The organism is Phenylobacterium sp. (assembly GCF_031181185.1).
Lineage (GTDB): Bacteria > Pseudomonadota > Alphaproteobacteria > Caulobacterales > Caulobacteraceae > Phenylobacterium.
In genome coordinates, this window is record NZ_JAPSKZ010000048.1 from 1 (window position 1) to 22,738 (window position 22,738).

28 protein-coding genes and 1 tRNA gene are annotated in these 22,738 nt (G+C 69.9%); 16 read left to right on the forward strand and 13 right to left on the reverse strand.

All coding sequences use genetic code 11. From position 1 onward, the window contains the following. Positions 1-429: 429 nt before the first annotated feature. The gene (locus tag RIF93_RS08050) at positions 430-1,434 is read right to left on the reverse strand and encodes a LacI family DNA-binding transcriptional regulator (RefSeq protein WP_309090174.1); all 1,005 of its coding nucleotides are present in this window, start codon (positions 1,432-1,434) and stop codon (positions 430-432) included. An 86-nt stretch (positions 1,435-1,520) separates the two neighbouring features. Here RIF93_RS08050 and RIF93_RS08055 point away from each other — a divergent pair, with 86 nt between their 5' ends. The 10 genes from RIF93_RS08055 to RIF93_RS08100 all read left to right on the forward strand — a co-directional run bounded on the left by RIF93_RS08055 (position 1,521) and on the right by RIF93_RS08100 (position 10,988). Next, positions 1,521-2,744 carry an MFS transporter gene (locus RIF93_RS08055; RefSeq protein ID WP_309090176.1) on the forward strand — a complete coding sequence of 408 codons (1,224 nt, stop codon included), beginning with the start codon at positions 1,521-1,523 and terminating at the stop codon, positions 2,742-2,744. Positions 2,745-2,769: 25 nt separating this feature from the next. Further along, on the forward strand, positions 2,770-3,702 hold the full coding sequence (locus RIF93_RS08060; protein ID WP_309090178.1) for a sugar phosphate isomerase/epimerase: 933 nt from the start codon (positions 2,770-2,772) through the stop codon (positions 3,700-3,702). Positions 3,703-3,728: 26 nt separating this feature from the next. After that, positions 3,729-4,829, forward strand: a complete 1,101-nt coding sequence (locus RIF93_RS08065; protein ID WP_309090223.1) for a Gfo/Idh/MocA family oxidoreductase — start codon at positions 3,729-3,731, stop codon at positions 4,827-4,829. Further along, a complete protein-coding gene (locus RIF93_RS08070; protein WP_309090180.1) occupies positions 4,826-5,887 on the forward strand; it encodes a sugar phosphate isomerase/epimerase in 1,062 nt (353 codons plus the stop codon). The genes RIF93_RS08065 and RIF93_RS08070 overlap by 4 nt, the downstream gene beginning before the upstream one ends. Further along, positions 5,888-7,615, forward strand: coding sequence for a GMC family oxidoreductase (locus tag RIF93_RS08075; protein WP_309090182.1), 1,728 nt, complete (start codon positions 5,888-5,890; stop codon positions 7,613-7,615). Continuing rightward, entirely contained in the window at positions 7,615-8,184 is a 570-nt protein-coding gene (locus RIF93_RS08080) for a gluconate 2-dehydrogenase subunit 3 family protein (RefSeq protein ID WP_309090183.1), read from the forward strand. The genes RIF93_RS08075 and RIF93_RS08080 overlap by 1 nt, the downstream gene beginning before the upstream one ends. Beyond that, entirely contained in the window at positions 8,181-8,972 is a 792-nt protein-coding gene (locus RIF93_RS08085) for a DUF1080 domain-containing protein (RefSeq protein WP_309090185.1), read from the forward strand. The genes RIF93_RS08080 and RIF93_RS08085 overlap by 4 nt, the downstream gene beginning before the upstream one ends. 44 nt (positions 8,973-9,016) lie before the next feature. Further along, positions 9,017-9,493, forward strand: a complete 477-nt coding sequence (locus RIF93_RS08090) for a Rid family hydrolase (protein ID WP_309090187.1) — start codon at positions 9,017-9,019, stop codon at positions 9,491-9,493. A gap of 82 nt (positions 9,494-9,575) precedes the next feature. Beyond that, positions 9,576-10,367 carry a LytTR family transcriptional regulator DNA-binding domain-containing protein gene (locus RIF93_RS08095; protein WP_309090189.1) on the forward strand — a complete coding sequence of 264 codons (792 nt, stop codon included), beginning with the start codon at positions 9,576-9,578 and terminating at the stop codon, positions 10,365-10,367. A 153-nt stretch (positions 10,368-10,520) separates the two neighbouring features. Further along, positions 10,521-10,988 carry a hypothetical protein gene (locus RIF93_RS08100; RefSeq protein ID WP_309090190.1) on the forward strand — a complete coding sequence of 156 codons (468 nt, stop codon included), beginning with the start codon at positions 10,521-10,523 and terminating at the stop codon, positions 10,986-10,988. A 246-nt stretch (positions 10,989-11,234) separates the two neighbouring features. Here the strand turns inward: RIF93_RS08100 and RIF93_RS08105 are convergent, their stop codons facing one another. Genes RIF93_RS08105 through RIF93_RS08120 form a run of 4 tightly spaced genes read right to left on the reverse strand, consistent with a single transcriptional unit; the run spans position 11,235 to position 14,787 of the window. Next, the gene (locus RIF93_RS08105) at positions 11,235-11,981 is read right to left on the reverse strand and encodes an SDR family oxidoreductase (RefSeq protein ID WP_309090192.1); all 747 of its coding nucleotides are present in this window, start codon (positions 11,979-11,981) and stop codon (positions 11,235-11,237) included. Beyond that, positions 11,974-12,474, reverse strand: coding sequence for a cupin domain-containing protein (locus tag RIF93_RS08110; protein ID WP_309090194.1), 501 nt, complete (start codon positions 12,472-12,474; stop codon positions 11,974-11,976). The genes RIF93_RS08105 and RIF93_RS08110 overlap by 8 nt, the downstream gene beginning before the upstream one ends. Beyond that, positions 12,474-13,562 carry an alpha/beta hydrolase gene (locus tag RIF93_RS08115; RefSeq protein ID WP_309090196.1) on the reverse strand — a complete coding sequence of 363 codons (1,089 nt, stop codon included), beginning with the start codon at positions 13,560-13,562 and terminating at the stop codon, positions 12,474-12,476. Before RIF93_RS08115 ends, RIF93_RS08110 begins: the two co-directional genes overlap by 1 nt. A 34-nt stretch (positions 13,563-13,596) precedes the next feature. Beyond that, positions 13,597-14,787 (reverse strand): MFS transporter, encoded by a 1,191-nt coding sequence (locus RIF93_RS08120; RefSeq protein WP_309090198.1) that lies wholly within the window; start codon positions 14,785-14,787, stop codon positions 13,597-13,599. Positions 14,788-14,884: 97 nt separating this feature from the next. Between RIF93_RS08120 and RIF93_RS08125 the strand changes: the two genes are divergently transcribed. Together RIF93_RS08125 and RIF93_RS08130 are read left to right on the forward strand one after the other, a co-directional pair. Next, positions 14,885-15,778 carry a LysR family transcriptional regulator gene (locus RIF93_RS08125; protein WP_309090225.1) on the forward strand — a complete coding sequence of 298 codons (894 nt, stop codon included), beginning with the start codon at positions 14,885-14,887 and terminating at the stop codon, positions 15,776-15,778. A gap of 188 nt (positions 15,779-15,966) precedes the next feature. Beyond that, positions 15,967-16,533 carry a hypothetical protein gene (locus RIF93_RS08130; protein WP_309090200.1) on the forward strand — a complete coding sequence of 189 codons (567 nt, stop codon included), beginning with the start codon at positions 15,967-15,969 and terminating at the stop codon, positions 16,531-16,533. A gap of 194 nt (positions 16,534-16,727) precedes the next feature. Here RIF93_RS08130 and RIF93_RS08135 read toward each other — a convergent pair. Then, positions 16,728-16,817 (reverse strand) — tRNA-Ser (locus RIF93_RS08135). A gap of 133 nt (positions 16,818-16,950) precedes the next feature. Here RIF93_RS08135 and msrA point away from each other — a divergent pair. Then, entirely contained in the window at positions 16,951-17,604 is a 654-nt protein-coding gene (gene msrA / locus RIF93_RS08140) for a peptide-methionine (S)-S-oxide reductase MsrA (protein WP_309090202.1), read from the forward strand. A 10-nt stretch (positions 17,605-17,614) separates the two neighbouring features. Next, positions 17,615-17,959 carry an MmcQ/YjbR family DNA-binding protein gene (locus RIF93_RS08145; protein WP_309090204.1) on the forward strand — a complete coding sequence of 115 codons (345 nt, stop codon included), beginning with the start codon at positions 17,615-17,617 and terminating at the stop codon, positions 17,957-17,959. Here RIF93_RS08145 and RIF93_RS08150 read toward each other — a convergent pair. From RIF93_RS08150 to RIF93_RS08160, 3 genes are all read right to left on the reverse strand, one after another. Continuing rightward, positions 17,956-18,648: a DUF599 family protein gene (locus RIF93_RS08150; RefSeq protein ID WP_309090206.1), complete on the reverse strand. Its 693-nt coding sequence runs from the start codon at positions 18,646-18,648 to the stop codon at positions 17,956-17,958. The two genes, RIF93_RS08145 and RIF93_RS08150, sit on opposite strands and share 4 nt — an antisense overlap. Positions 18,649-18,652: 4 nt before the next feature. Then, positions 18,653-19,987: an MFS transporter gene (locus RIF93_RS08155; protein ID WP_309090208.1), complete on the reverse strand. Its 1,335-nt coding sequence runs from the start codon at positions 19,985-19,987 to the stop codon at positions 18,653-18,655. A gap of 71 nt (positions 19,988-20,058) precedes the next feature. Further along, positions 20,059-20,217, reverse strand: coding sequence for a DUF3309 family protein (locus RIF93_RS08160; protein ID WP_012523534.1), 159 nt, complete (start codon positions 20,215-20,217; stop codon positions 20,059-20,061). 178 nt (positions 20,218-20,395) lie between these two features. Here RIF93_RS08160 and RIF93_RS08165 point away from each other — a divergent pair, with 178 nt between their 5' ends. Further along, a complete protein-coding gene (locus tag RIF93_RS08165) occupies positions 20,396-20,863 on the forward strand; it encodes a hypothetical protein (protein WP_309090212.1) in 468 nt (155 codons plus the stop codon). Between the two features lie 112 nt (positions 20,864-20,975). On the opposite strand, the gene RIF93_RS08170 is transcribed toward RIF93_RS08165, so the two are convergent. From RIF93_RS08170 to RIF93_RS08185, 4 genes are read right to left on the reverse strand one after another with little or no spacing between them, the layout of a single operon-like run. Next, positions 20,976-21,371: a DUF983 domain-containing protein gene (locus RIF93_RS08170; RefSeq protein WP_309090213.1), complete on the reverse strand. Its 396-nt coding sequence runs from the start codon at positions 21,369-21,371 to the stop codon at positions 20,976-20,978. Between the two features lie 57 nt (positions 21,372-21,428). Then, positions 21,429-21,650 carry a hypothetical protein gene (locus RIF93_RS08175; protein ID WP_309090215.1) on the reverse strand — a complete coding sequence of 74 codons (222 nt, stop codon included), beginning with the start codon at positions 21,648-21,650 and terminating at the stop codon, positions 21,429-21,431. Positions 21,651-21,702: 52 nt separating this feature from the next. After that, on the reverse strand, positions 21,703-21,840 hold the full coding sequence (locus tag RIF93_RS08180; RefSeq protein WP_309090217.1) for an entericidin EcnA/B family protein: 138 nt from the start codon (positions 21,838-21,840) through the stop codon (positions 21,703-21,705). A 56-nt stretch (positions 21,841-21,896) separates the two neighbouring features. After that, complete coding sequence (locus tag RIF93_RS08185; RefSeq protein WP_309090219.1) at positions 21,897-22,361, reverse strand: Mut7-C RNAse domain-containing protein; 465 nt, start codon at positions 22,359-22,361, stop codon at positions 21,897-21,899. Positions 22,362-22,395: 34 nt separating this feature from the next. Between RIF93_RS08185 and RIF93_RS08190 the strand changes: the two genes are divergently transcribed. After that, positions 22,396-22,738 (forward strand): DUF2784 domain-containing protein (locus RIF93_RS08190; protein WP_309090221.1); only part of this gene is annotated, 343 nt, incomplete at its 3' end.

The following is a 22,738-nucleotide window of genomic DNA, read 5'->3' on the forward strand; positions in this document are numbered from 1 at the left end:
TCGTGAACTTGTCCGACACAGGCGCAGTCGTTTGAACGGCGGCCGCGCCGTCGTACTTCCGATAAGACATCTATTCTTCCCGTCCGAAGATGCTGGCGGCCCCGACGCCGCCTTGTTCGCCGCGGGACCCGTTCCGTCCTGCGACGAGAGCAAGGTGGCGGGATCGACGGCATTCCGCGCGGCGCCGCGTGTCGCACCCGGCCGGGCTTGACCGGTCATTTGCGCCGCAGGCGCCGCACCTTCGCGCGAGCGCGGCCAGCGCCATCTTCCCTCGGAAAAACCGTCAGAATCGCCCGTGACCGGCGCCCGGCCGCCGGCCTTCCGGGACGATCCATGCAAGCTTGGCCGCGGCTGCGTGTCGCATCTTCTCTGCGACGGCCCGCCGCGTGCGGCGCCTGCGACCCGTGCGACACGCCGTCGCCAGATCGGTCAGTCGGCGGGGGCTGCGGTGCTGGCGCGGACGATCAGGCGGTGGGCCAGGGTGACGTGGCGCACGGTGTCCACGCGGTCTGAGAGCACGTCCAGCAGCAGGCGCACGACCTCGTGGCCGATCGCCTCCTTGGGCTGGCTGACCGTCGTCAGCGCAGGGTCCAGATGGCGCGCGTAGCGGACGTCGTCGAAGCCCACCAGGGAGACGTCGGTCGGGCACGACAGCCCGCGCCGGCGCAGGCCCTCCAGCGCGCCCATGGCCATCTCGTCGCTGAAGCAGAAGAGGGCGGTGGGCCGCGGTTGGGCGTCCAGCAGCGCCAGCGTCTGTGCAAGCCCGGACTCGATTGAGAAATCCCCCTGCACGACATTCAGGCTCCAGAGGCCGCGGCGGGCGGCGGCGGCTTGGACCCCGCTCAGACGGTCGCGGCTCAGGGGGCTCGCCAACGGACCGGTGATCACGCCGACGCGCCGGTGGCCCAGGTCGTAGAGGTGCTCCATCGCCTCGGCGGCGGCGCGGGCGTTGTCGATGTGGGCGCTAGGCACGCCCAGCTCCGGGCTGAACTCGCATCCGTTGACGATGGGCGCCTTCGGGCCCTGGGCGGCCACCAGTTCGGCCAGCGCCGGCGGCAGCCGGTGGCCCAGGAAGATGAGGCCGTCGGCCTCCCGGCGGCGCAGCAGCAGGGCGTACTGGTCCTCACGCTCCTCCTCGTGCCGGGTGTCCCCCAGCAGCACCGCGTAGCCCGCCGCGCTGGCGGCCTCTTCGACGCCGCGGATCACCTGCGAGAAGAACGGGTTCGAGATGTCCGGCACGGTCACCAGGATCTTGCCGGTCTTAAGGGTGCGCAGGCTCTTGGCGGCGACGTTCGGCGCGTAGCCCAGCCGCTCCACGGAGGCCAGCACCCGGGCTCGCGTGGCCTCGGCCACCCGTTCCGGCGCGCTCAGAACCCGTGAAACCGTGGCGGTCGAAACGCCGGCGTCCCGGGCGACGTCCTGGATCGTGGCCACCGTCTTGCACCCGATTGTCGAACGTGTAATCGATTACATACGCGAGCGTAGCCGTACAAGAGCCGTCGCCGCGGGGGAGGCGAACCATGGGCGTCAAGGCGCGGCTGTTCCTGATGATGCTGCTCCAGATTGCGGTCTGGGGCGCCTGGGCGCCGAAGCTCTTCCCCTACATGGGCCTGCTGGGGTTTGCGCCCTGGCAGCAGTCGCTGGTCGGCAGCTCGTGGGGCGTGGCGGCGCTCTTGGGGATCTTCTTCTCCAACCAGTTCGCCGATCGCAACTTCGCCGCCGAGCGGTTCATGGCGGCCAGCCACCTGCTGAGCGGCCTGGCCCTGCTGTTCACCGCCTTCCAGACCGAGTTCTGGCCCTTCTTCGCGGGCTACCTGGTCTACAGCCTGCTCTACGTGCCGACGCTGTCGGTCTCCAACTCCATCGCCTTCGCCAACCTGAAGGACCCGGCGAAGGACTTCGGCGCCATCCGCATGGGCGGCACGGTCGGCTGGATGCTGGTCAGCTGGCCCTTCATCTTCCTGCTGGCCGCCAAGGCCGACCCGGCCCAGGTGCGCTCGATCTTCATCGTCGCCGCGGTCGTCTCGTTCGCGCTTGCCGCCTACAGCCTGACCTTGCCGCACACCCCGCCGAAGCGCGGCGACGAGGCCGCCGACCCGCTGGCCTGGCGCGAGGCCTTCAAGCTCCTGCGCGTGCCCTTCGTCGCCGTGCTGTTCGTGGTCACCTTCATCGATAGCGTCGTCCACAACGGCTACTTCGTGATGGCGGACGCCTTCCTGACCCAACGGGTGGGGATCGCCGGCAACCTCTCGATGGTGGTGCTCAGCCTGGGACAGTTGGCCGAGATCGTGACGATGTTCGTCCTGGGCGGCGTGCTGATCCGGCTGGGCTGGAAGGTCACCATGATCGTCGGCGTGCTCGGCCACGCCGCGCGCTTCCTGGTCTTCGCCTTCCTGCCGGACAGCATCCCGGCCATCGTCGCGGTGCAGCTGCTGCACGGGATCGCCTACGCCTTCTTCTTCGCCACCGTGTACATCTTCGTCGACGCCGCCTTCCCGAAGGACGTGCGCTCCACCGCTCAGGGTCTGTTCAACCTGCTGATCCTGGGCGTCGGCAGCGTGGTCGCGAGCTTCCTCTTCCCGCACCTGATGGGTCGCTTCTCGACGCCGTCGGCCGCGGGGCCTGAGGTGGACTACCAGACCCTGTTCCTGGTCCCGACCGGCATGGCGCTGGTCGCCGTGCTGCTGCTCGCCTTTTTCTTCCGCCCGCCCCAGCCGCGGCCGCTCGAGCCGGTGGCAGCGTGAAACCCGCAACCGAGGGAGACGTCCCGTGCGTCCGACGCTTGATCTGCCCCGCCGCAGCTTCCTGGCCGCGGGCGCCGCGGCCCTGGTGAGCAGCCCGGCCTGCGCCGCGCCGTTCTTCCAGCGGACCCGGCTGCCGATCGGGCTGCAGCTCTACACGCTGGGGCCCGACGCCGGGAAAGACCTGGACGCCACCCTCGCGGCGGTCGCCAAGATCGGCTATCGCGACGTCGAGCTGCCGGGCTTCATGGGCTGCAAGCCAGCCGAGCTTCGGGCGGCGCTGGACAAGGCCGGCCTGACCTGTCGCAGCGCCCACATCCAGCCCCGCGGCGGTTTCGACGGCGACCTCGCCAAGCTCGTCGACGACCTGGCGACCATCGGCGTGAAGAACGCCGTCGCCCCCAGCCCCTACGTGCCCGAGCATGCGCTGAAGGCGGCGGCCGGCGCCGGCGCGGACAGCTACCGCAAGATGACCGCGGCGCTTTCCGCCGACGACTACAAGATGAACGCCGATCTCCTCAACAGGACGGGCGCCGCGCTCAAGAAGGCGGGGATCGCGGTCGGCTACCACAACCACAACTTCGAGTTCGCGCCGAAGGGCGACACCAACGGCCTCGAGATCCTGCTGAAGAACACCGACGCCAGCCTCGTCACCTTCGAGGCCGACGTGGGCTGGATGGCGGCCGCCGGCGTCGACCCCTTGCCCTACATCCAGAAGCACAAGGGCCGCTTCACCCTGATGCACGTGAAGGACATCAAGGCCTCCACCAAGCCGAACTTCGAGCTGCGCATGGATCCCACCGAGGTGGGCTCGGGCCGTCTCGACTGGAAGCGCCTGCTTTCGGGCGCCCACGCCGCGGGCGTGCGCTACTTCTACGTCGAACAGGAGCCGCCGTTCGAACGGCCGCGGCTCGAGGCCGCCAGGCTCTGCCACGACTTCCTGGCGCGGCTGAACGCGTGACGACCCGCGAACCCATTCGCCTGGCCATGGTGGGCGGCGGTCCCGGCGCCTTCATCGGTCCGGTGCATCGCATGGCCGCCGAGCTGGACGGCCGCATGCGCCTGGTGGCCGGGGCCTTCAGCCGCGACCCGGCCAAGAGCGCCGCGGCGGCGCAGGCCTGGGGCGTGCGCGGCTACGCCGACTGGTCCGAGATGATCGCCGCCGAGGCGGCGCGCGAGGACGGCGCCCAGGCGGTCGCCGTCGTCACCCCCAACCACCTGCACCTGGCCGTCTCCCGCGCCGCGCTACAGGCCGGCCTGCACGTGATGAGCGACAAGCCCGCCACGCGCGACCTCGCCGAGGCCCACGAGCTCGCCACGGTCGTCGCCGCCAGCGGCCGGCTCTACGGCCTGACCTACACCTACACCGGCTATCCGATGGTCCGCGACGCCCGCGAGATCGTCCGCCGCGGCGACCTCGGCGCGGTGCGCAAGATCGTCGTCGAGTACCCGCAGGGCTGGCTTTCCCGCCCCATCGAACGCGAGGGGGCCAAGCAGGCCGAGTGGCGCGTCGACCCGGCGCTCGCCGGCGCCGGCTGCATCGGCGACATCGGGGTGCACGCCTTCAACCTCGCCGAGTTCGTGGGCGGCGTGCGGGTCGAGCGCCTCTGCGCCGACGTCTCCACCGTCGTCCCCGGCCGGATGCTGGACGACGACTGCAACGTGCTGCTGCGGTTCAAAGGCGGCGCCCGCGGCGTGCTGATCGCCTCCCAGATCTCGGCCGGCGCCCGCAACGGTCTGAAGCTGCAGGTCTATGGCGAGAAGGGCGGGCTCACCTGGTCGCACGATCGCCCGGCGGAACTCACCATCGACTGGCTGGACGGCCCGAGCCAGACGCTGCACGCCGCCTCGTCCTACCTCAGCGGGCCGGCGCAGGTCGCCTCACGTCTCCCGACTGGCCATCCCGAGGGCTTCATCGAAGCCTTCGCCAACCTCTACCGCGACTTCGCAGAAGCCATCGCCGAGGGTCGGGCTGACGCCGGCCTCGTGCCCGACATCGCCGAGGGCGTGCGCAGCATGGCTTTCGTGGAGACCGCCGTCGCCGCCAGCGGCCAGGGCTGGGTCGCGCTGAACGGGAGCCCCGCATGAGAACGCTGAAAGGTCCGGGCATCTTCCTCGCCCAGTTCCAGGGACCTGAGCCGCCGTTCGACAAGCTCGAGACCCTCGCCGACTGGGCCGCCGGCCTGGGCTACGTCGGCCTGCAGATCCCCACCGGCGTCGGCGGCCTCTTCGACGTCCAGAAGGGCGCCGAGAGCCAGGCCTATTGCGACGACGTCAGGGGCATGCTGGCCGACAAGGGCCTCGCCATCACCGAGCTCTCCACGCACCTGCAGGGCCAGCTCGTCGCCGTCCACCCCGCCTACGACGAACTCTTCGACGGCTTCGCGCCGCCGGAGGTGCGTGGGCGCCCCGCCGCCCGCCAGGCCTGGGCCGTGGAGCAGGTGAAGGCCGCCGCCCGCGCCAGCGAGCGCCTGGGCCTGACCGCCCACGCCACCTTCTCGGGCGCGCTCGCCTGGCCGTATTTCTATCCCTGGCCGCAGCGCCCCGCTGGCCTCATCGAGGAAGCCTTCGCCGAGCTCGGCCGCCGCTGGAAGCCGATCCTCGATGTGTTCGACGAATGCGGCGTCGACGCCTGCTACGAGATCCACCCGGGCGAGGACCTGCACGATGGGGCGACCTACGAGCGGTTCCTGGACGAGGTGGGCGGCCACCCGCGCGCCTGCCTGCTGTTCGACCCCAGCCACTTCGTGCTGCAGCAACTGGACTACCTCGACTACATCGACCGCTATCACGAGCGCATCCGCGCCTTCCACGTGAAGGACGCCGAGTTCCGCCCCACCGGCCGCGCCGGCGTCTACGGCGGCTATCTCGGCTGGGTCGATCGGCCGGGCCGCTTCCGCTCGCTGGGCGACGGCCAGGTCGATTTCGGCGCCATCTTCTCCAAGCTCGCGGCCTACAACTATCCCGGCTGGGCGGTGCTGGAGTGGGAGTGCGCGCTCAAGCATCCGGAGGACGGCGCCCGCGAAGGCGCGCCCTTCATCCGCGACCACATCATCCGCGTCACCGAGCGGGCGTTCGACGACTTCGCCGGCTCGGGCGCGGACGCCGCCACGAACCGGCGTCTGCTGGGCCTTCAGGGGGAATAGATGGCCAACCTCAACACCCGGGCCCGGAAGGAGCGGACCTACGACGCCATCGTCGTGGGCAGCGGCATCACCGGCGGCTGGGCGGCCAAGGAGCTGACCGAGCGGGGTCTGAAGACCCTGGTGCTGGAGCGCGGCGGCCCGGTCCAGCACATCACCGGCTACCCGACCGCCAACATGCACCCGTGGGAGGGCGAATACCCCCGCGGGCGCCTGCCGGCCGCGGAGCTGAAGTCCAAGTACCCGGTCCAGCAGCGCACCGGCTACACCGTCACCGAGCACACCCGCCACTTCTTCGTCCGCGACGACGAGCACCCCTACGCCGAGACGAACCGCTTCGACTGGATCCGCGGCTATCACGTGGGCGGCCGCTCGCTCACCTGGGGCCGGCAGAGCTACCGCTGGTCGGACCTCGACTTCACCGCCAACGCCCGCGACGGCGTGGGCGTCGACTGGCCGATCCGCTACGCCGATCTCGCCCCCTGGTACGACCATGTGGAGCGGTTCATCGGCGTCTCGGGCCAGGCCGAGGGCCTGCCCCAGCTGCCCGACGGCGTCTTCCAGCCGCCGATGGAGATGAACTGCGTCGAGAAGGTCCTGAAGCAGCAGGTCGAGGCCCGCTTCCCCGAGCGCCGCATCACCATCGGCCGCACCGCCCACCTGACCGCCCCCACCGAGGAGCAGCTCGCCCTGGGTCGCGGCAAGTGCCAGTACCGCAACCTCTGCATCCGCGGCTGCCCGTTCGGCGCCTATTTCAGCTCCAACTCCGCGACGCTGGTGGCCGCCGAGCGCACCGGCAAGCTGAAGATCCGCCCCAACTCGATCGTCACCACCATCCTCTTCGACGACCGCCGAAAGCGGGCCTCGGGCGTGAAGATCCTCGACGCCGAGACCGGCCAGGAGGAGGAGTTCTACGCCAAGGTCATCTTCCTCTGCGCCTCGGCGATCCCGACCGCCTGGATCCTGCTGAACTCGGCCAGCGAACGCTTCCCCAACGGTTTCGGCAACGGCTCGGACCAAGTGGGCCGCAACCTCATGGACCACCACCTGGGCGCCGGCGCCAGCGCCATGGTGGAGGGCTTCGAGGACCAGTACTACTCGGGCCGCCGCCCGAACGGCCTCTACATCCCCCGCTTCCGCAATCTCGACGACCCGGCCACCCGCCGCCCGGACTACCTGCGCGGCTTCGGCTACCAGGGCGGCGCCGGCCGCCTGGGCTGGGACCGCGGGATGGACGGCTTCGGCGCCGCGCGGAAGGCCGCCCTGTCCCAGCCCGGCCCCTGGGGCGTCCGCCTCGGCGGCTTCGGCGAGATCCTGCCCTACGCCGACAACCGCATGACGCTGAACACCCAGGTGACGGACAAGCACGGCCTGCCCACCGTCACCTTCGACGCCACGATCCGCGACAACGAGCGGGCCATGCGCAAGGACATGGCCGCCGCCGCCGCCGAGATGCTCGAGGCCGCCGGCTTCAAGCACGTCAGCCCCTACGAAGGCGACTACGCCCTGGGTCTCGGCATCCACGAGATGGGCACGGCGCGCATGGGCCGCGATCCGAAGACCTCGGTGCTGAACGCTCACAACCAGCTGCACGAGTGCGCGAACGTGTTCGTCACCGACGGGGCGGCCATGACGTCCGCAGCCTGCGTGAACCCGTCCCTGACCTACATGGCGCTCACCGCCCGGGCCGCGGCCTTCGCGGCGGAGGCCGGCCGCAAGGGAGACCTGTGATGTCGGCCCTGATCCTCAATCGCCGCGAAGCCTTCGCCGGCGCGCTGGCCGCCCTCTGGGCCGTACCCGCCGTCGCCCAGGCCCAGACCGCGCCGGCCATCCCCGCCTGGACGCCCCGGGCGCTCACCCTCGACGAGGCGCGCACGCTCACCGCCGCCTGCGAGCGGATCATGCCGGCCACCGACACCCCCGGCGCCACGGCCGCCGGCGTGCCCCAGTACGTCGACCGCCTGCTGGCCACCTGGTGCGAGGCCGACGAGACCCAGCGGGTCCGCTCGGGCCTGCTTCACCTCGACGCCCAGGCCCGCGGCGCGTTCGGCGCCCCGTTCGCGGCGCTGCCCGCCGGCCGCCAGGACGAGCTCCTGCGCCGGGCCGAAGCCGAGGCGACCGCCGCGGCCAACGCCCAGCCGCCCAGGCCGCACTGGTTCCTGGCGCTGCGCGACTTCGCCACCATGGGCTACTTCACCTCCGAGGCCGGGGCGACGAAGGCCCTGCGGTACGATCCCGTCCCGGGCGAGTACCGCGGCTGCGTGCCGCTCAAGGAGATCGGCGCGGGCTGGGCCACATGAGCCGCACCTTTCGCCTGGCCGCTATCCTGGCGGCGCTCGCAGGTCCGGCCGCCGCGGCCGACACCTGGCGTCCCATCTTCAATGGCCGCGACCTCGAAGGCTGGGTTCCGAAGGTGAACCACCGGCCCCTGGGCGAGAACTGGCGCGACACCTTCCGGGTCGAGAACGGCGTCCTGCGCGTCGCCTACGACCGGTACGACGTCTTCAAGGACGAGTTCGCCCACCTGATCTACCGCACGCCCCTGTCGCACTACCGGCTGCGGCTGGAGTACCGGATCGTCGGTCCCGCCGTCCCCGGCGCGCCGGCCTGGGCGGTCCGCAACAGCGGGGTGATGCTGCACGGCCAGCCGCCGGAGACGATGGCCCTGGACCAGCGCTTCCCCGTCTCGATCGAGGCCCAGTTCCTGGCCGCCGCCCCCGACGCGCCGCCGGGCCAGACCCGCCCCACGGGCAACGTCTGCACGCCCGGCGTCACCGTCTCCATCGGCGGCGTCCCGCTGCAGGCGCACTGCCGCAACTCGAGCTCCAAGACCTATCCCGAGGGCGAGTGGGTGCGCTTCGAGGTCGAGGTGCGCGGCGCCCGGCTCATCCGCCACACCGTCAACGGCGAGGTGGTGATGGAATACGGCGACGTCCGCCTGGCGCCCGAGGAGTTCGGCGAGTTCGCCGCCGACCCGAAGCTGCTGCCAGCCCGCAGCGGCGCCCCGCTGGGCAGCGGCTACATCTCGCTGCAGGGCGAAGGCCACCCGGTCGAGTTCCGCAAGATTGAGCTATTGGAGCTGCGCTGAGCCGCCCAGCAGCCCAGCCGACCAGCCGCGCCCCGGAGACCCGCATGAAGACCCTCGCGCTCGCCCTCTTCGCCCTCGCATTCACGGCCGGCGCCGCCCAGGCCCAGAACGTCCACGTGAACCCCACGAACGCCTTCATCTCCCGCGCCGTGAAGGTGCCCGCCGGGTCCGAGATGCTGTACGTCAGCGGCATCACGCCCAAGGCCCACAATCCCCAGGCGCCGCGCGACCAGCAGACCTTCGGCGACACCAAGACCCAGGTCGCCTCGATCCTCGACCAGATCGGCGAGATCCTGACGTCCCAGGGCTACGGCTGGGAGGACGTGGTGATGATGCGCGTCCTGCTCGTCGGCGACCCCGCCAAGGGCGGTCAGATGGACTTCGCCGGCATGATGGAGGCCTACAACGCCGTCTATGGCCCCCTGAAGAACAAGCCCGCCCGCATCACCTCGCAGGTCGCCGGCCTCGTCGCCCCCGGCATGCTGGCCGAGATCGAGGTCCAGGCGGCGAAGGCGCGGTGAGGGCGCCTGCGCGGGCCCGGTCCGCTCGGCTCGACAACGCCGGCGCCCGCGCCTAGCGTTGGCTTTTCGCCTCCGCCGCAAGATGCCCTCGACCGCCTCGCGAACCTGGACCTCCCCGCTCTTCGTCAGCCTCTACGGGGTGGTCGCGCTGGGCGTGTTTCTGGGGTTCACGGGGCCGTTCGGCTCGTTCCGGTCGCTGGCGGCCCCGGAACGTTACGCCTTCTGGTTCGGCTGTGTGGCCACGGGCTACGCGCTGGCGATCGCCGCCTTCCAGGCCCTCCGTCCTGCGGCGGCGTTCGCCCGCCTGCCGAAGGTCGCCGCCATCGTCCTCGTGGGACTGATCTCGACCCTGCCGATGATGTTCGTCGTGGCCTGGGCGCTCGAAGTGGTGCTGCCCGGGCGCTCGACGCGGCCGGATCAGCTGGTGTCGCTCTATTTCTCGGTGGCGGCTGTCGAGCTGGTCATCGCCGGGATCGCCCTGTGGCCGTTCCTCGCGCCCCCCAGCCCCGCGCAGCCCAGCCCCGCGCCTCCTGCGGAAAACCTCGACGCCGACGCCGACCGGTTCTTCGCCCGCGTTCCCGAACGCCTGGGACGCGACCTCCTGGCCCTCGAGGCGCAGGACCACTACCTGCTGGTCCACACGCGCCGCGGTTCGGCCCTCATCTCCATGGGGCTCGGCGAAGCCGTTCAGCTCCTGCCGGCGCAGCTCGGCTTCCAGACGCACAGGCGCTGGTGGGTCGCCCGCAAGGAAGTCGCCGGCCTGCGCCGCGACGGCCACCAGACGCTCGTCGAGCTGACGGGCGGCATGACCGTGCCGGTCGGCCGCACCTACCTCGCGGCGGTGCGCTCGGGCCTCGACGCGCGCAGCGCCTGACGGCTCTCAGGCCCAAAACGGCCCTCCCTTCGCCGCCTGCGGCATTCCCGTAAATTCCCGGACCGCGAATGGCGTTGGCGGATTGGCCCGTTGTCCAGGCCACAGAGCCGGGCGAGACGACGGCGAACCCGAACCAGCTCTGCCGGAGACCCGATGCGACCCAAACCCTTCGCCTGCGCCCTGATGCTCGCCGCCGCCGCCGCCGTTCCCGCCACGGCCCTGGCGCGGGAGACGACGGTCCTCGAGACCACCTGCGCCCCGAGCCCATCCCCGGCCGCCGGCGCCCCGGCGGCCCGCGAGCCGGACCTCGCCGGCCTGTGGGACTTCTACATGGACGTCGGCGGCGTCCCCAGCTTCGGCCTCCTGTCGCTCGGCCGCCTCGACGGGCGCTACGCCGGGACCCTGACGCCGGTGCGCACCGCCCCCGTGATCGTGCGCAGCCTCACGGTCAGCGACCGGAAGGTCAAACTGGTCGTGGGCTCCCCCGAAGGCGACGTCGCCTACGACGCCGTCCTCTCCGGCGCCGGCGACCGCATGTGCGGGACGGTCACCTACCACGGCGGCCTGCTGCACCCGATGGTCGCCCAGCGCCGCCCACAGCGTCCCCCGGCGCCGCGATAGGGGGCCGGTCGGCGCCGAGGCCGAGCGCATTACGGCCGCCTGCCCACGTCTGGTCCTAACTCTTAGCGGACCTGGGGCGGACTGCTTTCCGGTCCGGACCCGAGCTGTGCTGCACGATGTCCGCTTCGCGTCGAGAGAGGACGTTCGGGAGGTCGGCTTCAGGCCTTCTCGTCAAGAGTTATCCGCCTTGGCTTCCAGGCGGAACGGCCGGATGGGGCCCCGGCCGTGGAACCTGAAGCCAGACGCTCAGAGCTCCTGCGCAGTGGGCCTGAACAGGATTTCGTTGATCCCGACATCCGCCGGCTCGTTGATGGCGAAGGCGACCAGCCGGGCGAACGTTTCGGCGGGCACGCCGACTTCAGCCACATAGTCTTGGTTCGCCTGCTGCACGTCCTTCTCGGTGATGTGGTCGAGGAGCTCGGTCTTCACCGCTCCGGGCGAGATGATCGTGATGCGGATGTTGTAGGCCGCCACCTCCTGGCGGAGGCCCTCAGAAAGGGCGCGCACAGCGAATTTGGTCGCGGAGTAGACGGCCGATCCACCGAAGAGCTTGTGGCCGGCCACGGAAGACAAGTTGATGATGTGGCCGGACTTCTGCTCGATCATGTGGGGGAGCGCCGCGGCGACCCCGTAGAGCACACCCTTCAGGTTGACGTCGATCATCTGGTCCCACTCGGCGATCTTCAGCCGCTCCAGGGGCGACAGGGGCATGACGCCGGCGTTGTTGATGAGCACATCGATGCCGCCGTAGGTCTCCACCGCGGCTTCCACGAGCCGTCTGAGATCCTCGGCCTTCGTGACGTCGGTGGTGACGGCCATGGCGCGCCCGCCCGCCTGAGTGATCTCCGCCGCGACGGCCTCGATCCGGTCGCTGCGCCGCGCGCCGAGAACGACGGCGGCGCCCTTGCCGGCGAGGTGACGGGCGGCCGCCGCGCCCATGCCGCTGGAGGCGCCGGTGATGACGATGGTCTTGCCTGCGATATTGTCAGTCATGGGTGTTCGCGCCTTCCTGCGCTGGCGTTCCGGCGAGGTACTGCTCGTCCGTCACGTGCTCCATCCAGGTGACGGGGGCGCCGTTCTGGGCTTCCTGGATGGCGATGTGGGTCATGGCTTGGCGCGGCGTGGCGCCGTGCCAGTGCTTGTGCTCCGGCGGGCACCACATGATGTCGCCGGCCTGGAACTCGAGCTTCGGGCCACCCTCGATCTGCGTCCAGCCGACGCCCTCGGTGACGATGAGGGTCTGGCCAAGCGGGTGGCTGTGCCAGGCGGTCCGCGCACCGGGTTCGAAGTGCACGATAGCTCCGCCGACGCGTGAGGGGGGCTCGCGCTGGAACTGGCCGGAGATCGTGACGCGGCCGGTGAAGTACTCCGCGGGACCCACAACCACCTTTAGGTCGGCGTTGCGGGTGATTTCCATGATGGGCTTCCTGTCGGCCGCCGGGATCGAGAGGGTTGAGGCCGCCAGCAGGGCGAGGATTCCGGCCATCACGCGGGCAACCCGCGCCGGAAGAAGTCGGTCAGCTTGTCGAAGGGGATCACGTCGACCCGGTCATAGAGATCGGTGTGGCTCGCGCCGGGGATGATCACCAACTCCTTCGGCTCGGCTGCAGCCGCGTACGCGGTCTCGCTGAAGTAGCGGGAGTGGGCTTCGGCGCCATGGATCAGCAGCACCGGGCGCGGCGCGATCTCGGCGATGTTGGCGAGCAATGGCGCCTTCATGAAGGACAGCGCGCTGGTGATCGCCCATGACGCATTCGAGTTCACGGCCCGGGGATGGAAGCCGCGCGGGGTCCGGTAGTAGTCGTGGTAGTCCACCAGGAACTTGGCTTCGCCGCCCTTCAGCTCGTTCATCACGGGGCCGTAGGCGGGGCTGCCCTTCTCGGCGTCCGTCCAGCGTTGCCGGCCCAGCTGCTCGAGGGTGGCGGTGCGCTGCTGCGCGGTGACGCTGTCGTTGTAGCCCTTCGAGATGACGCGGGTCATGTCGTACATGGTGCTGACGGCGACCGCCTTGACGCGCTTGTCGACGGCCGCGGCGCCCAGCGCCATGCCGCCCCAGCCGCAGATGCCCAGCATCCCGATGCGCTCGCGATCCACGTTAGGCAGGAGGCCGAGAAAATCGACAGCCGCGCTGAAGTCTTCGGTGTTGATGTCGGGCGAGGCGATGTTGCGCGGCTGGCCGCCGCTCTCGCCCGTGAACGAGGGATCGAAGGCCAAGGCCACGAACCCGCGTTCAGCCATCGTCTGGGCGTGGAGACCCGAGGACTGTTCCTTCACGGCGCCGAAGGGCCCGCTGACCGCCAGTGCAGCCAGACGTCCGGAGGCCCGCTTGGGCGCGTAGAGATCACCGGCCAGGGTTATGCCGAAGCGGTTGGTGAAGGTCACCTTTCGGTGGTCCACCTTGTCGCTCCTCGGGAAGGTCTTGTCCCAGGTGTTGGGCATGATCTGAGCCTTTGCTGAGGTTGGGAAGGTCGGAGCGGCGATGGCGACGGCGCCCGCGCCGGCCAGGGTCACGAGGCGGCGGCGGTCCAAGCCGAAGGCCGCAGCCTTGGAGGTGTCGGGGAGGGTCTCGGACATTCAGGGTTTCCGGTTCGGGTTAGAGACGCGGGTGTCAGGCGGATTTCAGGAGCTTGCGGCCGTCGCCGATGAGCAGGACCGCGGCGCCGGCCAGGACTGCGCTGCCGATGAAGGTCGCCTGGATCGAAAGACCGTCGAGCAACCACCCGCCGATCACAGCTCCGAAGAGGATCGAGGTCTGGATGGCGGCGACCATCAGGCTGCCGCCGGCTTCCGGGGCGTCGTCGGCGTTCTGCGACATCCAGGTCATCCAGATGACCGACATGGCGGTGTTCATCGCCCCCCAGAGGGCCAGGAGCAGACCGGCGGCGAGAGGCGAGCCGCCCAGGAACAGGAGGCCCAGGGTGCAGCCCCCCATCAGCAGGGCCGGCAGCTTCAGAACCGGGGCTACTTCGCCCTTGAGGAAGCGGCCCGAGGCCCACGTGCCGACAAAGCCTGCGCAGCCCAGCACCAGCAGCAGCCCGGAGAGCGTGGTCAAATCCGCCCCGGTCACGCGCTCGAGGAAGGGGCGCAGGTAGGTGAACATCGTGAAGGCCGAGCCCCACGACAGCATCGAGGCGGTAAGGCCCAGCAGGAACGATCGGCGCCTCAGCAGGCGGAGCATGGTCCCGAAATCCTGCCGCCCGGCGGCGGGCAGGGAAGGCAAGGCCGCGACATGCCAGACCAGGTTGGCGGCGACGATCGGGGTCAGCGCCCAGAACACCTCGCGCCAGCCGAAGAGGCCGCCCAGGTAGCTGCCGATGGGCGCTGCGAGGGCCGCCGCGATGGCCTGTCCGCCGTACATCACGGCCAGCGCGCGCGGCACGTCGGCGGCCGGAACCAGGCGCATGATAACCGCAGTGGCCAGCGCCCAGAAGCCGCCGACGCAGATGCCAAGCAGAGCGCGGCCGGTCATCAGCACCGCGAAGTTCGGCGCGGCGGCCACCAGCACCAGCGACAGCAGCATCAGGGCGGTCAATCCAACCAGCACCCATTTGCGATTCAGGCGGCCCGCGATCGTGCTGACGAGCAGGCTGGCGACGACGGCGAAGAGGCCGCTGATCGAGATCGCCTGACCGGTCTGGCCTTCGGTGGCGCGCAGGCCCTCGGCCATCGGCGTCAGCAGGCTGACCGGCATGAACTCCGACGCGATCAGCATCGCCACGCAGAGCGCCATGGAGAGGACCGCCCCCCAGGCGGCGGAGGCTGGGGTCGGCTCGGCTTCGGCGGTTGCGGAGAACGTCATGCCGAATAGGTAGCTTCGGCGGCCAAAACGATTAGCCGTTCCAATCCGTATGAACTAATCGAATGAGCCGAATAATCCTCGCCGTCAGGAGGTCAGCCTGGAGCGGACCGACTTCAACCAACTCACCTGGTTCCAGGCGGTGGCCGAGGAGCGCAGCTTCACCAAGGCCGCCGCGCGGCTGGGCGTGGCGCAGTCGACCCTGAGCTATGCGATCAAGCAGCTGGAGGCGCGGATGGGCATTCGCCTGTTGACGCGGACCACGCGCAACGTCGCCACGACGGCGGCGGGCGAGCGGCTGCTGCAGACAATTGCGCCGCGCATGGGCGAGATCGAGGCGGAGATCGCCGCGCTCACGGCGCTGCGCGACAAGCCATCGGGCTCAATCCGGCTGACCATGTCCGACCACGCGCTCGAGACGGTGGTATGGCCCAAGCTGAAGCCAGTGCTTCGCGAGTACCCGGACATCAAGGTGGAGATCGCGCTGGACAGCACCTTTCGCAACATCGTCGAGGAGGGCTACGACGCTGGCGTCCGGCTCGGCGAAAGCGTCGAGAAGGACATGATCGCCGTCCGCATCGGTCCGGACTGGCGGCTAGTGGCGGTGGGATCGCCGGACTACTTCGCCGAGCGGGGGAGGCCGCAGCACCCGCGGGACCTGGTCCGTCACCGCTGCATCAACATGCGCCACGAGACTTCCGGCGGCCTCTATGCTTGGGAGTTCGAGAAGGACAGCGATGCGCTGCGCGTGCGGGTCGACGGCCAGCTGACGTTCAACAACTCCTACGCGATGATCGATGCGGCGGTGAGCGGCTTCGGCATCGCCTATGTGCCTGACAGCGTCGTTGAGACGCAGATCGCTTCGGGCGCGCTGGAGCAGGTGCTGAGCGACTGGTCGCCGCCGTTCGACGGATATTTCCTGTATTATCCCAGCCGTCGTCAGAACCTGCTGGCCTTCCAGATCATCGTCGATGCCTTGCGACATCGCGGATGACCGCTCCGCTTACGGGGCCTAAGGTCCGCGACCGACCCAAAGCAGACTTGCTAGCGCCGCACGTCTGAAGGTCCGCTTCGTGCGGAGCCAGAATGTCCGCGACGGCGCAGAACTGACATCGCGCGGGCTTCGCCGCCCACCGCAAATTGCGCTTGCGTTCCGGCCGTTCTTGTGTTCTCCTTTTGTTCATGGTCGATCTCGCCGAAATGACCGCGCGGCATGCGCGCATCCTGGCGGAGCTCTCCGAGCTCGGCATGGGGCTGGCGCGCGCGGCGCGGGCTGACGCGGAGACCGCCGAGACGCCCGAGCACCGGGCGCGGGCGGCGATGGTGTTCCAGCGGGTGTCCCGCTCGGTGCGTCAGAGCGTGGCCCTGGAGGCCAAGCTGGTCCGCGACGCCGGGCGCGAGGCGGCGGCCGAGGCTCGGGAAGAGACCAAGCGCCGGCGCAGCCAGGCGATCGATCGCCAGTGGGCGCTTCGCGAGAAGGTCGAGGCCCTGGTCTGGAACGAGACCGAAGACATGGACGAGGCGGAGGCCGAGGCCTTCGGCGACGAGATCTACGCCGCCGTGCAGGCGGTGTCGGAAACCGAGACCTTCCTCGACGAACCCCTGGCCGACCAGGTCGCCCGGGTGCTCGCCACCCTGGGCTTCGAGATCACGCCCGAGGGCCGCGCCCGGCGCATTCCAGAGCCCGGGCCCGAAGGCGGGCCCGAACCTGATCCCATGGCGGAGCCCGGCTGGCACGGCTCCGGCTAGGGGCGTCCGCGCCCCTGACGAGCCACACGGCTTCGCCGCTCTCAGCCCATCGACAGACCCGCGCGCCTGCGGCGCGCCCTCCGCCCGACGCACTCACGCGTCCGGGCGCGCACCGGTTTGCGCTGGCCTGCTCGTGCTGTTTGTGGGGTTCTCGGACCGCTCCGTGCTGCGAAGCGCGCCGGAGCGGAGCAGGATGGCGGTGAGAGAGGGATTCGAACCCTCGATAGGCTTTCACCTATACACGCGTTCCAGGCGTGCGCCTTCAACCACTCGGCCACCTCACCCCACGGCTCCCGCGGAGAGGGCGCGAATATAGTCAGGATGCCTCGCAGGGCAAGCGCGAGGCGCGCGGCGGGGATGCATCCTTTGCGCGCACGTCCTATCTAGGAAGCCGCCCCCATTTCCGGAGCCGTTTCGATGCTCTTCGCCAAGAAGTCCCTGGACCTGCCGACGCCTGAAGAGGCGCTGCCGGGCCGGCCCGCCGCCATCCCCACCGCCGAGACCCACTTCGTCAACGGCCGCGCGCTGAAGGGCCCCTATCCGCAGGGGCTCGAGACCGCCTATTTCGCCATGGGCTGCTTCTGGGGCGTGGAGCGCGTCTTCTGGCAGATCCCCGGCGTCTACGTCACCGCCGTCGGCTACCAGAACGGGATCACGCCCAACGCCACCTACGAGGAGGTCTGCTCGGGCCGCACCGGGCACGCCGAGGCGGTGCTGGTGGTCTATGATCCCAAGGCGGTCACCTATGCCGACCTCTTGAAGGTGTTCTGGGAGAACCACGACCCGACCCAGGGCATGCGCCAGGGCAACGACATCGGCACCCAGTACCGCTCGGGCATCTATGTCGTGAACGACGCCCAGGCCGCCGAGGCCGAGGCCTCGCGCGAGGCCTACCAGCAGGCGCTGTCGAAGCAGGGCTACGGCAAGGTGACGACCGAAATCGCGCCGGCCGGGCCGTTCTACTTCGCCGAGGACTACCACCAGCAGTACCTGGCCAAGAACCCGCACGGCTACTGCGGCATCGGCGGCACGGGCGTGACCTGCCCGATCGGCGTCGGCGTCGGCGCCTAAGACGGCGACCGTGGGGGCGGCGACGCACGAGACCGTGGCGAAGGTGGCGCTGGGCCTGCCGGCGACCACCCACGTCATCCAGTGGGGCGGCCACGACGTCTACAAGGTGGGCGGCAAGGTGTTCGCCATCGCCGGCGAGGGCTCGCTGTCGTTCAAGGTCACCGAGATCGGCTTCATGGCGCTGACGGAGGGCGGGCCGGCGCGCCAGGCGCCCTACCTCGCCAAGGGCCAGTGGGTGATCGTCGACCTGGCCGATGTGGACGAGGCGGACGTGGCCGACTGGGTCGCGACGTCGCACGGCCTGATCGCCGCCAAGCTGACCAGGAAGGCGCGCGCGGAACTGGGGCTGGCCTAGCTTTCCAGCAGCTTGCGCAGGTCTCGGATGGCCGCGGCGGCCCGCGACGAGCGCTGCCGCCAGAGCAACAGGGCCACGGCGCCAAGGGTCGCGGTGATGAAGGCGATCGGGCCGAACAGCCAGGCCGCGGCGGCGAGCGCGAAGTAGTAGCCGCGGACGCCGGCGTTGAAGGAGGAGAGCGCAGGATTGAGGATGCGGGCGATGACCTCGCCGTAGGCTTTCCGCTTCTCGGGGTCGGCCAGCGGGTCGGGCACCGCGCCCATGCCGGCGATGCAGTAGTTGAACTGGCGGATCGACCAGATGAAGTCGAGCAGGCCGCGGGCGAGGGCCACCAGCACCAGGGCCAGCTGCAGTTCGAACAGCATCCGCGACGAGGTCTTGATCACCTCCAGCGCCGACACCGATCGGAAGGTGTTCTCGCCGCCGAACAGGGCGCCCGCGGCCGCCGCGATCAGCAGCAGGTTGGAGGAGGCGAAGAACGAGGCCGAGTTGAGGGCGTGGCCCAGCAGCTGGCCGTCCATCAGCCGCGGGTCGCGGCCCGTCATGTTGGTCATCCAGGCCGTGCGAATGACCGTCATGTCGGTGTTCAGCACCCCGCCGCGCCGCTTGGCCACCAGCGTCAGCAGCGGCTCGTAGAACAGCCAGGCGATGGCGAAGACGGCGAAGGCGGCGATGTCGAGCGGCGCCACGGGCTCAGTCCTCCTTGATCAGGCTGTGCACGTTGGTGTTGCGCAGCCGCACGGCCACCAGGAACGCCGCCGCCATGATGACCGAGACGTAGACGTAGAAGCCGCTCTCGGCGCCGATGTCCTTGAACCACAGGGCCATGTACTCGGCCGTGCCGCCGAACATGGCGTTGGCGATGGCGTAGGGCAGGGCGACGCCCAGGGCCCGCACGTGCGCCGGGAACAGCTCGGCCTTCACCAGACCGCTCACCGCCGTGTAGCCCGAGAGCAGCAGGAGGAGCAGCGCCACGAGCGCCAGCGCCGTGGCGGGCGAGGCGGTCCCGGAGATCGCCGTCATGGCCGGGTAGGTGGCGACCGCGCCGCCCAGGAAGGCCGCGGCGATGGTGGTCTTGCGGCCGAACTTGTCCGACAGCCATCCGAACAGCGGCTGGGCCACCATGAAGATCACCAGGGTGACGCCGTTGATGGTGCTGGCCACCGGCTTGGAGAAGCCGGCCGTCTGGCTCAGGAACTTCAGCATGTAGGTCGTGTAGGCGTAGAAGGCCAAGGAGCCGGCGGCGGTCAGCACGAAGATGATCGCGCTCTCCCGCGGGTACTTGGCGAACAGCATCATCGTTCGCGCCCGCTCGGCGCCCTCCGCCTTGGCCGCGACGTAGGACGGGCTCTCGTCCATGCCCGTGCGGATCCAGAAGACGACGACGGCGAGCAGCGCCCCGATCACGAACGGGATGCGCCAGCCCCAGTCCTCGAGGGCGGCGCGGTCCATGACGTTCTGCAGCAGGATCAGCACGCCGACGGCCAGCAACTGGCCGCCGATCAGGGTCACGTACTGGAAGCTGGCCCAGAAGCCGCGGCGCGCACGGCCCGCCATCTCGGACATGTAGGTGGCGCTGGCGCCGTACTCGCCGCCGACCGACAGGCCCTGCAGGATGCGGGCGGCGAGCAGGCCCAGCGGCGCCCAGGCCCCTATGCTGCGGGCGTCCGGCAGCACGGCGATCGCGAGCGCGCCCAGGCACATCATGCCGACGCTGAGCGCCAGCGCCGCGCGCCGGCCTTTCCAGTCGGCGTAGAGGCCCATCAGCCACGCGCCCAACGGCCGGGCGAAGAAGCCCACCGCAAAGATGGCCGCCGTCTGCAACAGCTGGGCGGTGCTGTCGCCCTTCGGGAAGAAGTGGGGAGCGAAGTAGAGGGCGAAGGACGAGTAGGCGAACCAGTCGTACCATTCGACGAGGTTGCCGGCCGATCCGCCGACAATGGCCTTCGCCCTCTGGAGCGGCGTCAGTCCGGCGGCGGTGGCCGCGGACGGCGCCTGTGTGTCAGCCCCGGTTTCGGTGGCCGTCATGCATTTCCCCCAACTTGGCTTTGGGGGCGGATGCTAGGGGGTGAACGCGGCCTGCGCCAAGGGCCGCCGGTCTAAATACGCCCCAATAGGACCAGGATGATCACGATCACCAGGACCAGACCCAGCCCGCCGCTCGGGAAGTAGCCCCAGCCGCGCGAGTAGCCCCAGCTCGGCAGCGCGCCGATCAGGAGCAGGATCAGGATGATGATCAGGATGGTGCCAAGGGACATTCAGCTCTCCTCGTGCTGTCCCCGACCTGCGCCGTTGAAGCCAACGTCCGCGCCACAGCCCAGGTTCCGTCTGGCGCGGGCCGCACCCTCGCCGAATGTGCAATCTGCGATCCGCTTTTGGCGGTTGTCGTTCCCTTTTCGTTCTTGCCCTTCCGTGGGAGCGCGGTAGCATCTTGAGATGAGCCAGCTGGTCGACACCTCCTCGTTTCCCACGGGTGAAAGCCTCGATTACGAGAGCCAGGAGCAACTCGACCAGCTTGAGGTGCTGCGCGCCGAGGCTTGGCGCTATCTACGCACGTACAGGTGGAATCCGCCCATCGCAGACCTCGTTCTCGGCTTTGGCGTTGCTCCCGTCATCGCGCTCTTCCTCGCCCGGCGTGAGCCTGGCGCGGTACCCGAAGACGCCGAGCGTTGGGTCGTGGTGGGCAATCTGCCCTCGATGCACTTCGAGACCGACGACACGCCGACGCCGGCTCTTGCGCTGGAGCTGTACTGCGCCATCGCCCAGGATTGGGCGGACAACGTCCTGGCAGGCCGCGATCTCTCGGACAGCTATCCGATTCCGGTCGCTCCAACCCGAGAGCGCGCCGAGAACCTTCTTGGCCGCATCGATTTCATACGCACGAAGCTGATCCCCCTCGCATAGCAGGACCAGTCGCAGACCGTTCGTCCCCAGGCTGCTCCCGCCGCCACGCAGTCAGGCGCCACAGGTGACAACACGTCCTGCGCAAACGGCGCGGGTCCGAGAGGCTGGGCCGTCAGTCGGCGGCGTCGGCGGTGTGCAGGCGCGCGTCGCGGTCGTTGGCGCCCAGGGCGTACATCAGCCCTATCCAGCCGCCCTTCACGCCGGAAAGCGCGGTTAGGGTGATGGCGGCCATCGACCCCAGGATGATCGGCAGCGACCATCGCGGGTCGGATTCCCAGACGATGGGGAACAGCAGCAGCGGGGCCACGATGATGTGGCCGACCAGCAGGATGGTCACGTAGGCGGGGCCGTCATCGGCGGGATACTGCGACAGGCGGTGGTCGCAACGCTCGCAGCGGTCGACGACCTTCAGGTAGCGCCAGAAGAGGCGGCTATCGCCGCACGCGGGGCACTTGTGGCGCACGCCTCGGAAGATCGAGCGCATGAGCGGGTGGACGATTTCGGCCATAGGCGGGCCATATGCCTCTTCACGTCCACCCGGGGAAGGGAGCGTTCGGCCGCAGCCTTACGGATTCGTGCGGTGCTTCTTGTTGGCGGTGGGCTGACCCAGGGCGTCGGCGTCGTTGGCGACGTCGCCTTCCTCGGTGTTCTCGCCCTCGTCGCGCAGGATGTGCGGATCCTCGCCGGCGATGGTGGTCCCCCGGGAGGCGCCGATGCCGGGATCGTCCTCAAGGTCGTCGCGGGGCGGGCGGGCTTCGCCGGGGCCGGGGTGCTTGGATGTGGACATGGGGCCTCCTCGGTTTCGTCGCTAAACGAACCCGGGAGGCGCGGCCCTGTTCCTAGTGCTTGGCGTCTTCGGCGGCGCCGGTGACGGCGCGGCCGGCGGCTTGGGCGTCGCGGCCGATGCCGGAGATGGTGTTGCAAGCGCCCACCAGCAGGGCCGAGGCGGCGGCGGCGAGCACGATCAGTTTGCGCATGGGATGCTCCTCTCTTGGCGGTGTCGGTCCCTAGGTCGAAGAGCCCGGGCTTCTAGTCAAGCTTGCGGCCGCAATGGGGCGCCGAGGCCCTCCAGGCGCTCGCCCATCCGGCGGACGTGGCTTCCCGGCCAGTAAAGGCGGCCGCAGGCGGGACAGGCGCGAAACGGCCCCTGGCCGGCCTGGGCGCTGGCGGGCATCCGATCGATCTCGTCCAACGTCGCCTCGCGCAGGTGGGCGTTGTCCATCACGCAGCGGGTGAAGGGCGCGAAGTTCCAGTCCAGCACCACGCCCCGCGAGAGGCTCTCGGCCTCCTCCTCGACGCCGCGCCCCTCGATCAGCACCGACTCCGGCGCCGCGGCCGCCAGCTGCTTGTCGCGGGTGAGCAGGATGCGGCCCTCCTCGCGGACCAGCTTCAGGAGGCCGGTGTCGGGCTCGCCCCCGGACGCCAGATAGGTGTCGTACCCCGCCGCCCTGAGCAGCCGGGCCAACCGCACCAGCATCTCGTCGCACAGGAAGCGCATGCCATCTGAACGCGCGCGGGCCTAAGGTCGTCGCATGACCGCCGTCCTGGGCCAGCTGGTGCTCGCCATTCATCTGCTGGTGATCGCCTTCAACGTGCTGGGGCTGGTCGCCATTCCGCTGGGCGCCTGGCGAGGCTGGCCCTGGGTGCGGGTCCGGTGGTGGCGACTGCTGCACCTCGTCTCGTGGATCGTCGTCGCCGCGCAGGCGGTGCTGGGCCGCGCCTGCTTCCTCACCGTCTGGCAGGACGACCTGACCGGCGGCGGAACCGAGGACCCGATGATCATGCGCTGGGTCAATGGCCTGATCTACTGGGACCTGCCGATGTGGGTGTTCGCCGGCCTCTACCTGGCGCTCTTCGCTGCGGTGCTGGCGTTCT

Excerpts from the sequence above, each read along its gene's own strand:
- RIF93_RS08055 (WP_309090176.1), top strand. The coding sequence starts at position 1,521 with ATGGGCGTCAAGGCGCGGCTGTTCCTGATGATGCTGCTCCAGATTGCG.
- RIF93_RS08065 (WP_309090223.1), top strand. The coding sequence starts at position 3,729 with ATGGTGGGCGGCGGTCCCGGCGCCTTCATCGGTCCGGTGCATCGCATG.
- RIF93_RS08070 (WP_309090180.1), top strand. The coding sequence starts at position 4,826 with ATGAGAACGCTGAAAGGTCCGGGCATCTTCCTCGCCCAGTTCCAGGGA.
- RIF93_RS08075 (WP_309090182.1), top strand. The coding sequence starts at position 5,888 with ATGGCCAACCTCAACACCCGGGCCCGGAAGGAGCGGACCTACGACGCC.
- RIF93_RS08080 (WP_309090183.1), top strand. The coding sequence starts at position 7,615 with ATGTCGGCCCTGATCCTCAATCGCCGCGAAGCCTTCGCCGGCGCGCTG.
- RIF93_RS08085 (WP_309090185.1), top strand. The coding sequence starts at position 8,181 with ATGAGCCGCACCTTTCGCCTGGCCGCTATCCTGGCGGCGCTCGCAGGT.
- RIF93_RS08090 (WP_309090187.1), top strand. The coding sequence starts at position 9,017 with ATGAAGACCCTCGCGCTCGCCCTCTTCGCCCTCGCATTCACGGCCGGC.
- RIF93_RS08095 (WP_309090189.1), top strand. The coding sequence starts at position 9,576 with ATGCCCTCGACCGCCTCGCGAACCTGGACCTCCCCGCTCTTCGTCAGC.
- RIF93_RS08100 (WP_309090190.1), top strand. The coding sequence starts at position 10,521 with ATGCGACCCAAACCCTTCGCCTGCGCCCTGATGCTCGCCGCCGCCGCC.
- RIF93_RS08105 (WP_309090192.1), bottom strand. The coding sequence starts at position 11,981 with ATGACTGACAATATCGCAGGCAAGACCATCGTCATCACCGGCGCCTCC.
- RIF93_RS08110 (WP_309090194.1), bottom strand. The coding sequence starts at position 12,474 with ATGGCCGGAATCCTCGCCCTGCTGGCGGCCTCAACCCTCTCGATCCCG.
- RIF93_RS08115 (WP_309090196.1), bottom strand. The coding sequence starts at position 13,562 with ATGTCCGAGACCCTCCCCGACACCTCCAAGGCTGCGGCCTTCGGCTTG.
- RIF93_RS08120 (WP_309090198.1), bottom strand. The coding sequence starts at position 14,787 with ATGACGTTCTCCGCAACCGCCGAAGCCGAGCCGACCCCAGCCTCCGCC.
- RIF93_RS08130 (WP_309090200.1), top strand. The coding sequence starts at position 15,967 with ATGGTCGATCTCGCCGAAATGACCGCGCGGCATGCGCGCATCCTGGCG.
- msrA (WP_309090202.1), top strand. The coding sequence starts at position 16,951 with ATGCTCTTCGCCAAGAAGTCCCTGGACCTGCCGACGCCTGAAGAGGCG.
- RIF93_RS08155 (WP_309090208.1), bottom strand. The coding sequence starts at position 19,987 with ATGACGGCCACCGAAACCGGGGCTGACACACAGGCGCCGTCCGCGGCC.
- RIF93_RS08160 (WP_012523534.1), bottom strand. The coding sequence starts at position 20,217 with ATGTCCCTTGGCACCATCCTGATCATCATCCTGATCCTGCTCCTGATC.
- RIF93_RS08165 (WP_309090212.1), top strand. The coding sequence starts at position 20,396 with ATGAGCCAGCTGGTCGACACCTCCTCGTTTCCCACGGGTGAAAGCCTC.
- RIF93_RS08170 (WP_309090213.1), bottom strand. The coding sequence starts at position 21,371 with ATGGCCGAAATCGTCCACCCGCTCATGCGCTCGATCTTCCGAGGCGTG.
- RIF93_RS08175 (WP_309090215.1), bottom strand. The coding sequence starts at position 21,650 with ATGTCCACATCCAAGCACCCCGGCCCCGGCGAAGCCCGCCCGCCCCGC.
- RIF93_RS08180 (WP_309090217.1), bottom strand. The coding sequence starts at position 21,840 with ATGCGCAAACTGATCGTGCTCGCCGCCGCCGCCTCGGCCCTGCTGGTG.
- RIF93_RS08185 (WP_309090219.1), bottom strand. The coding sequence starts at position 22,361 with ATGCGCTTCCTGTGCGACGAGATGCTGGTGCGGTTGGCCCGGCTGCTC.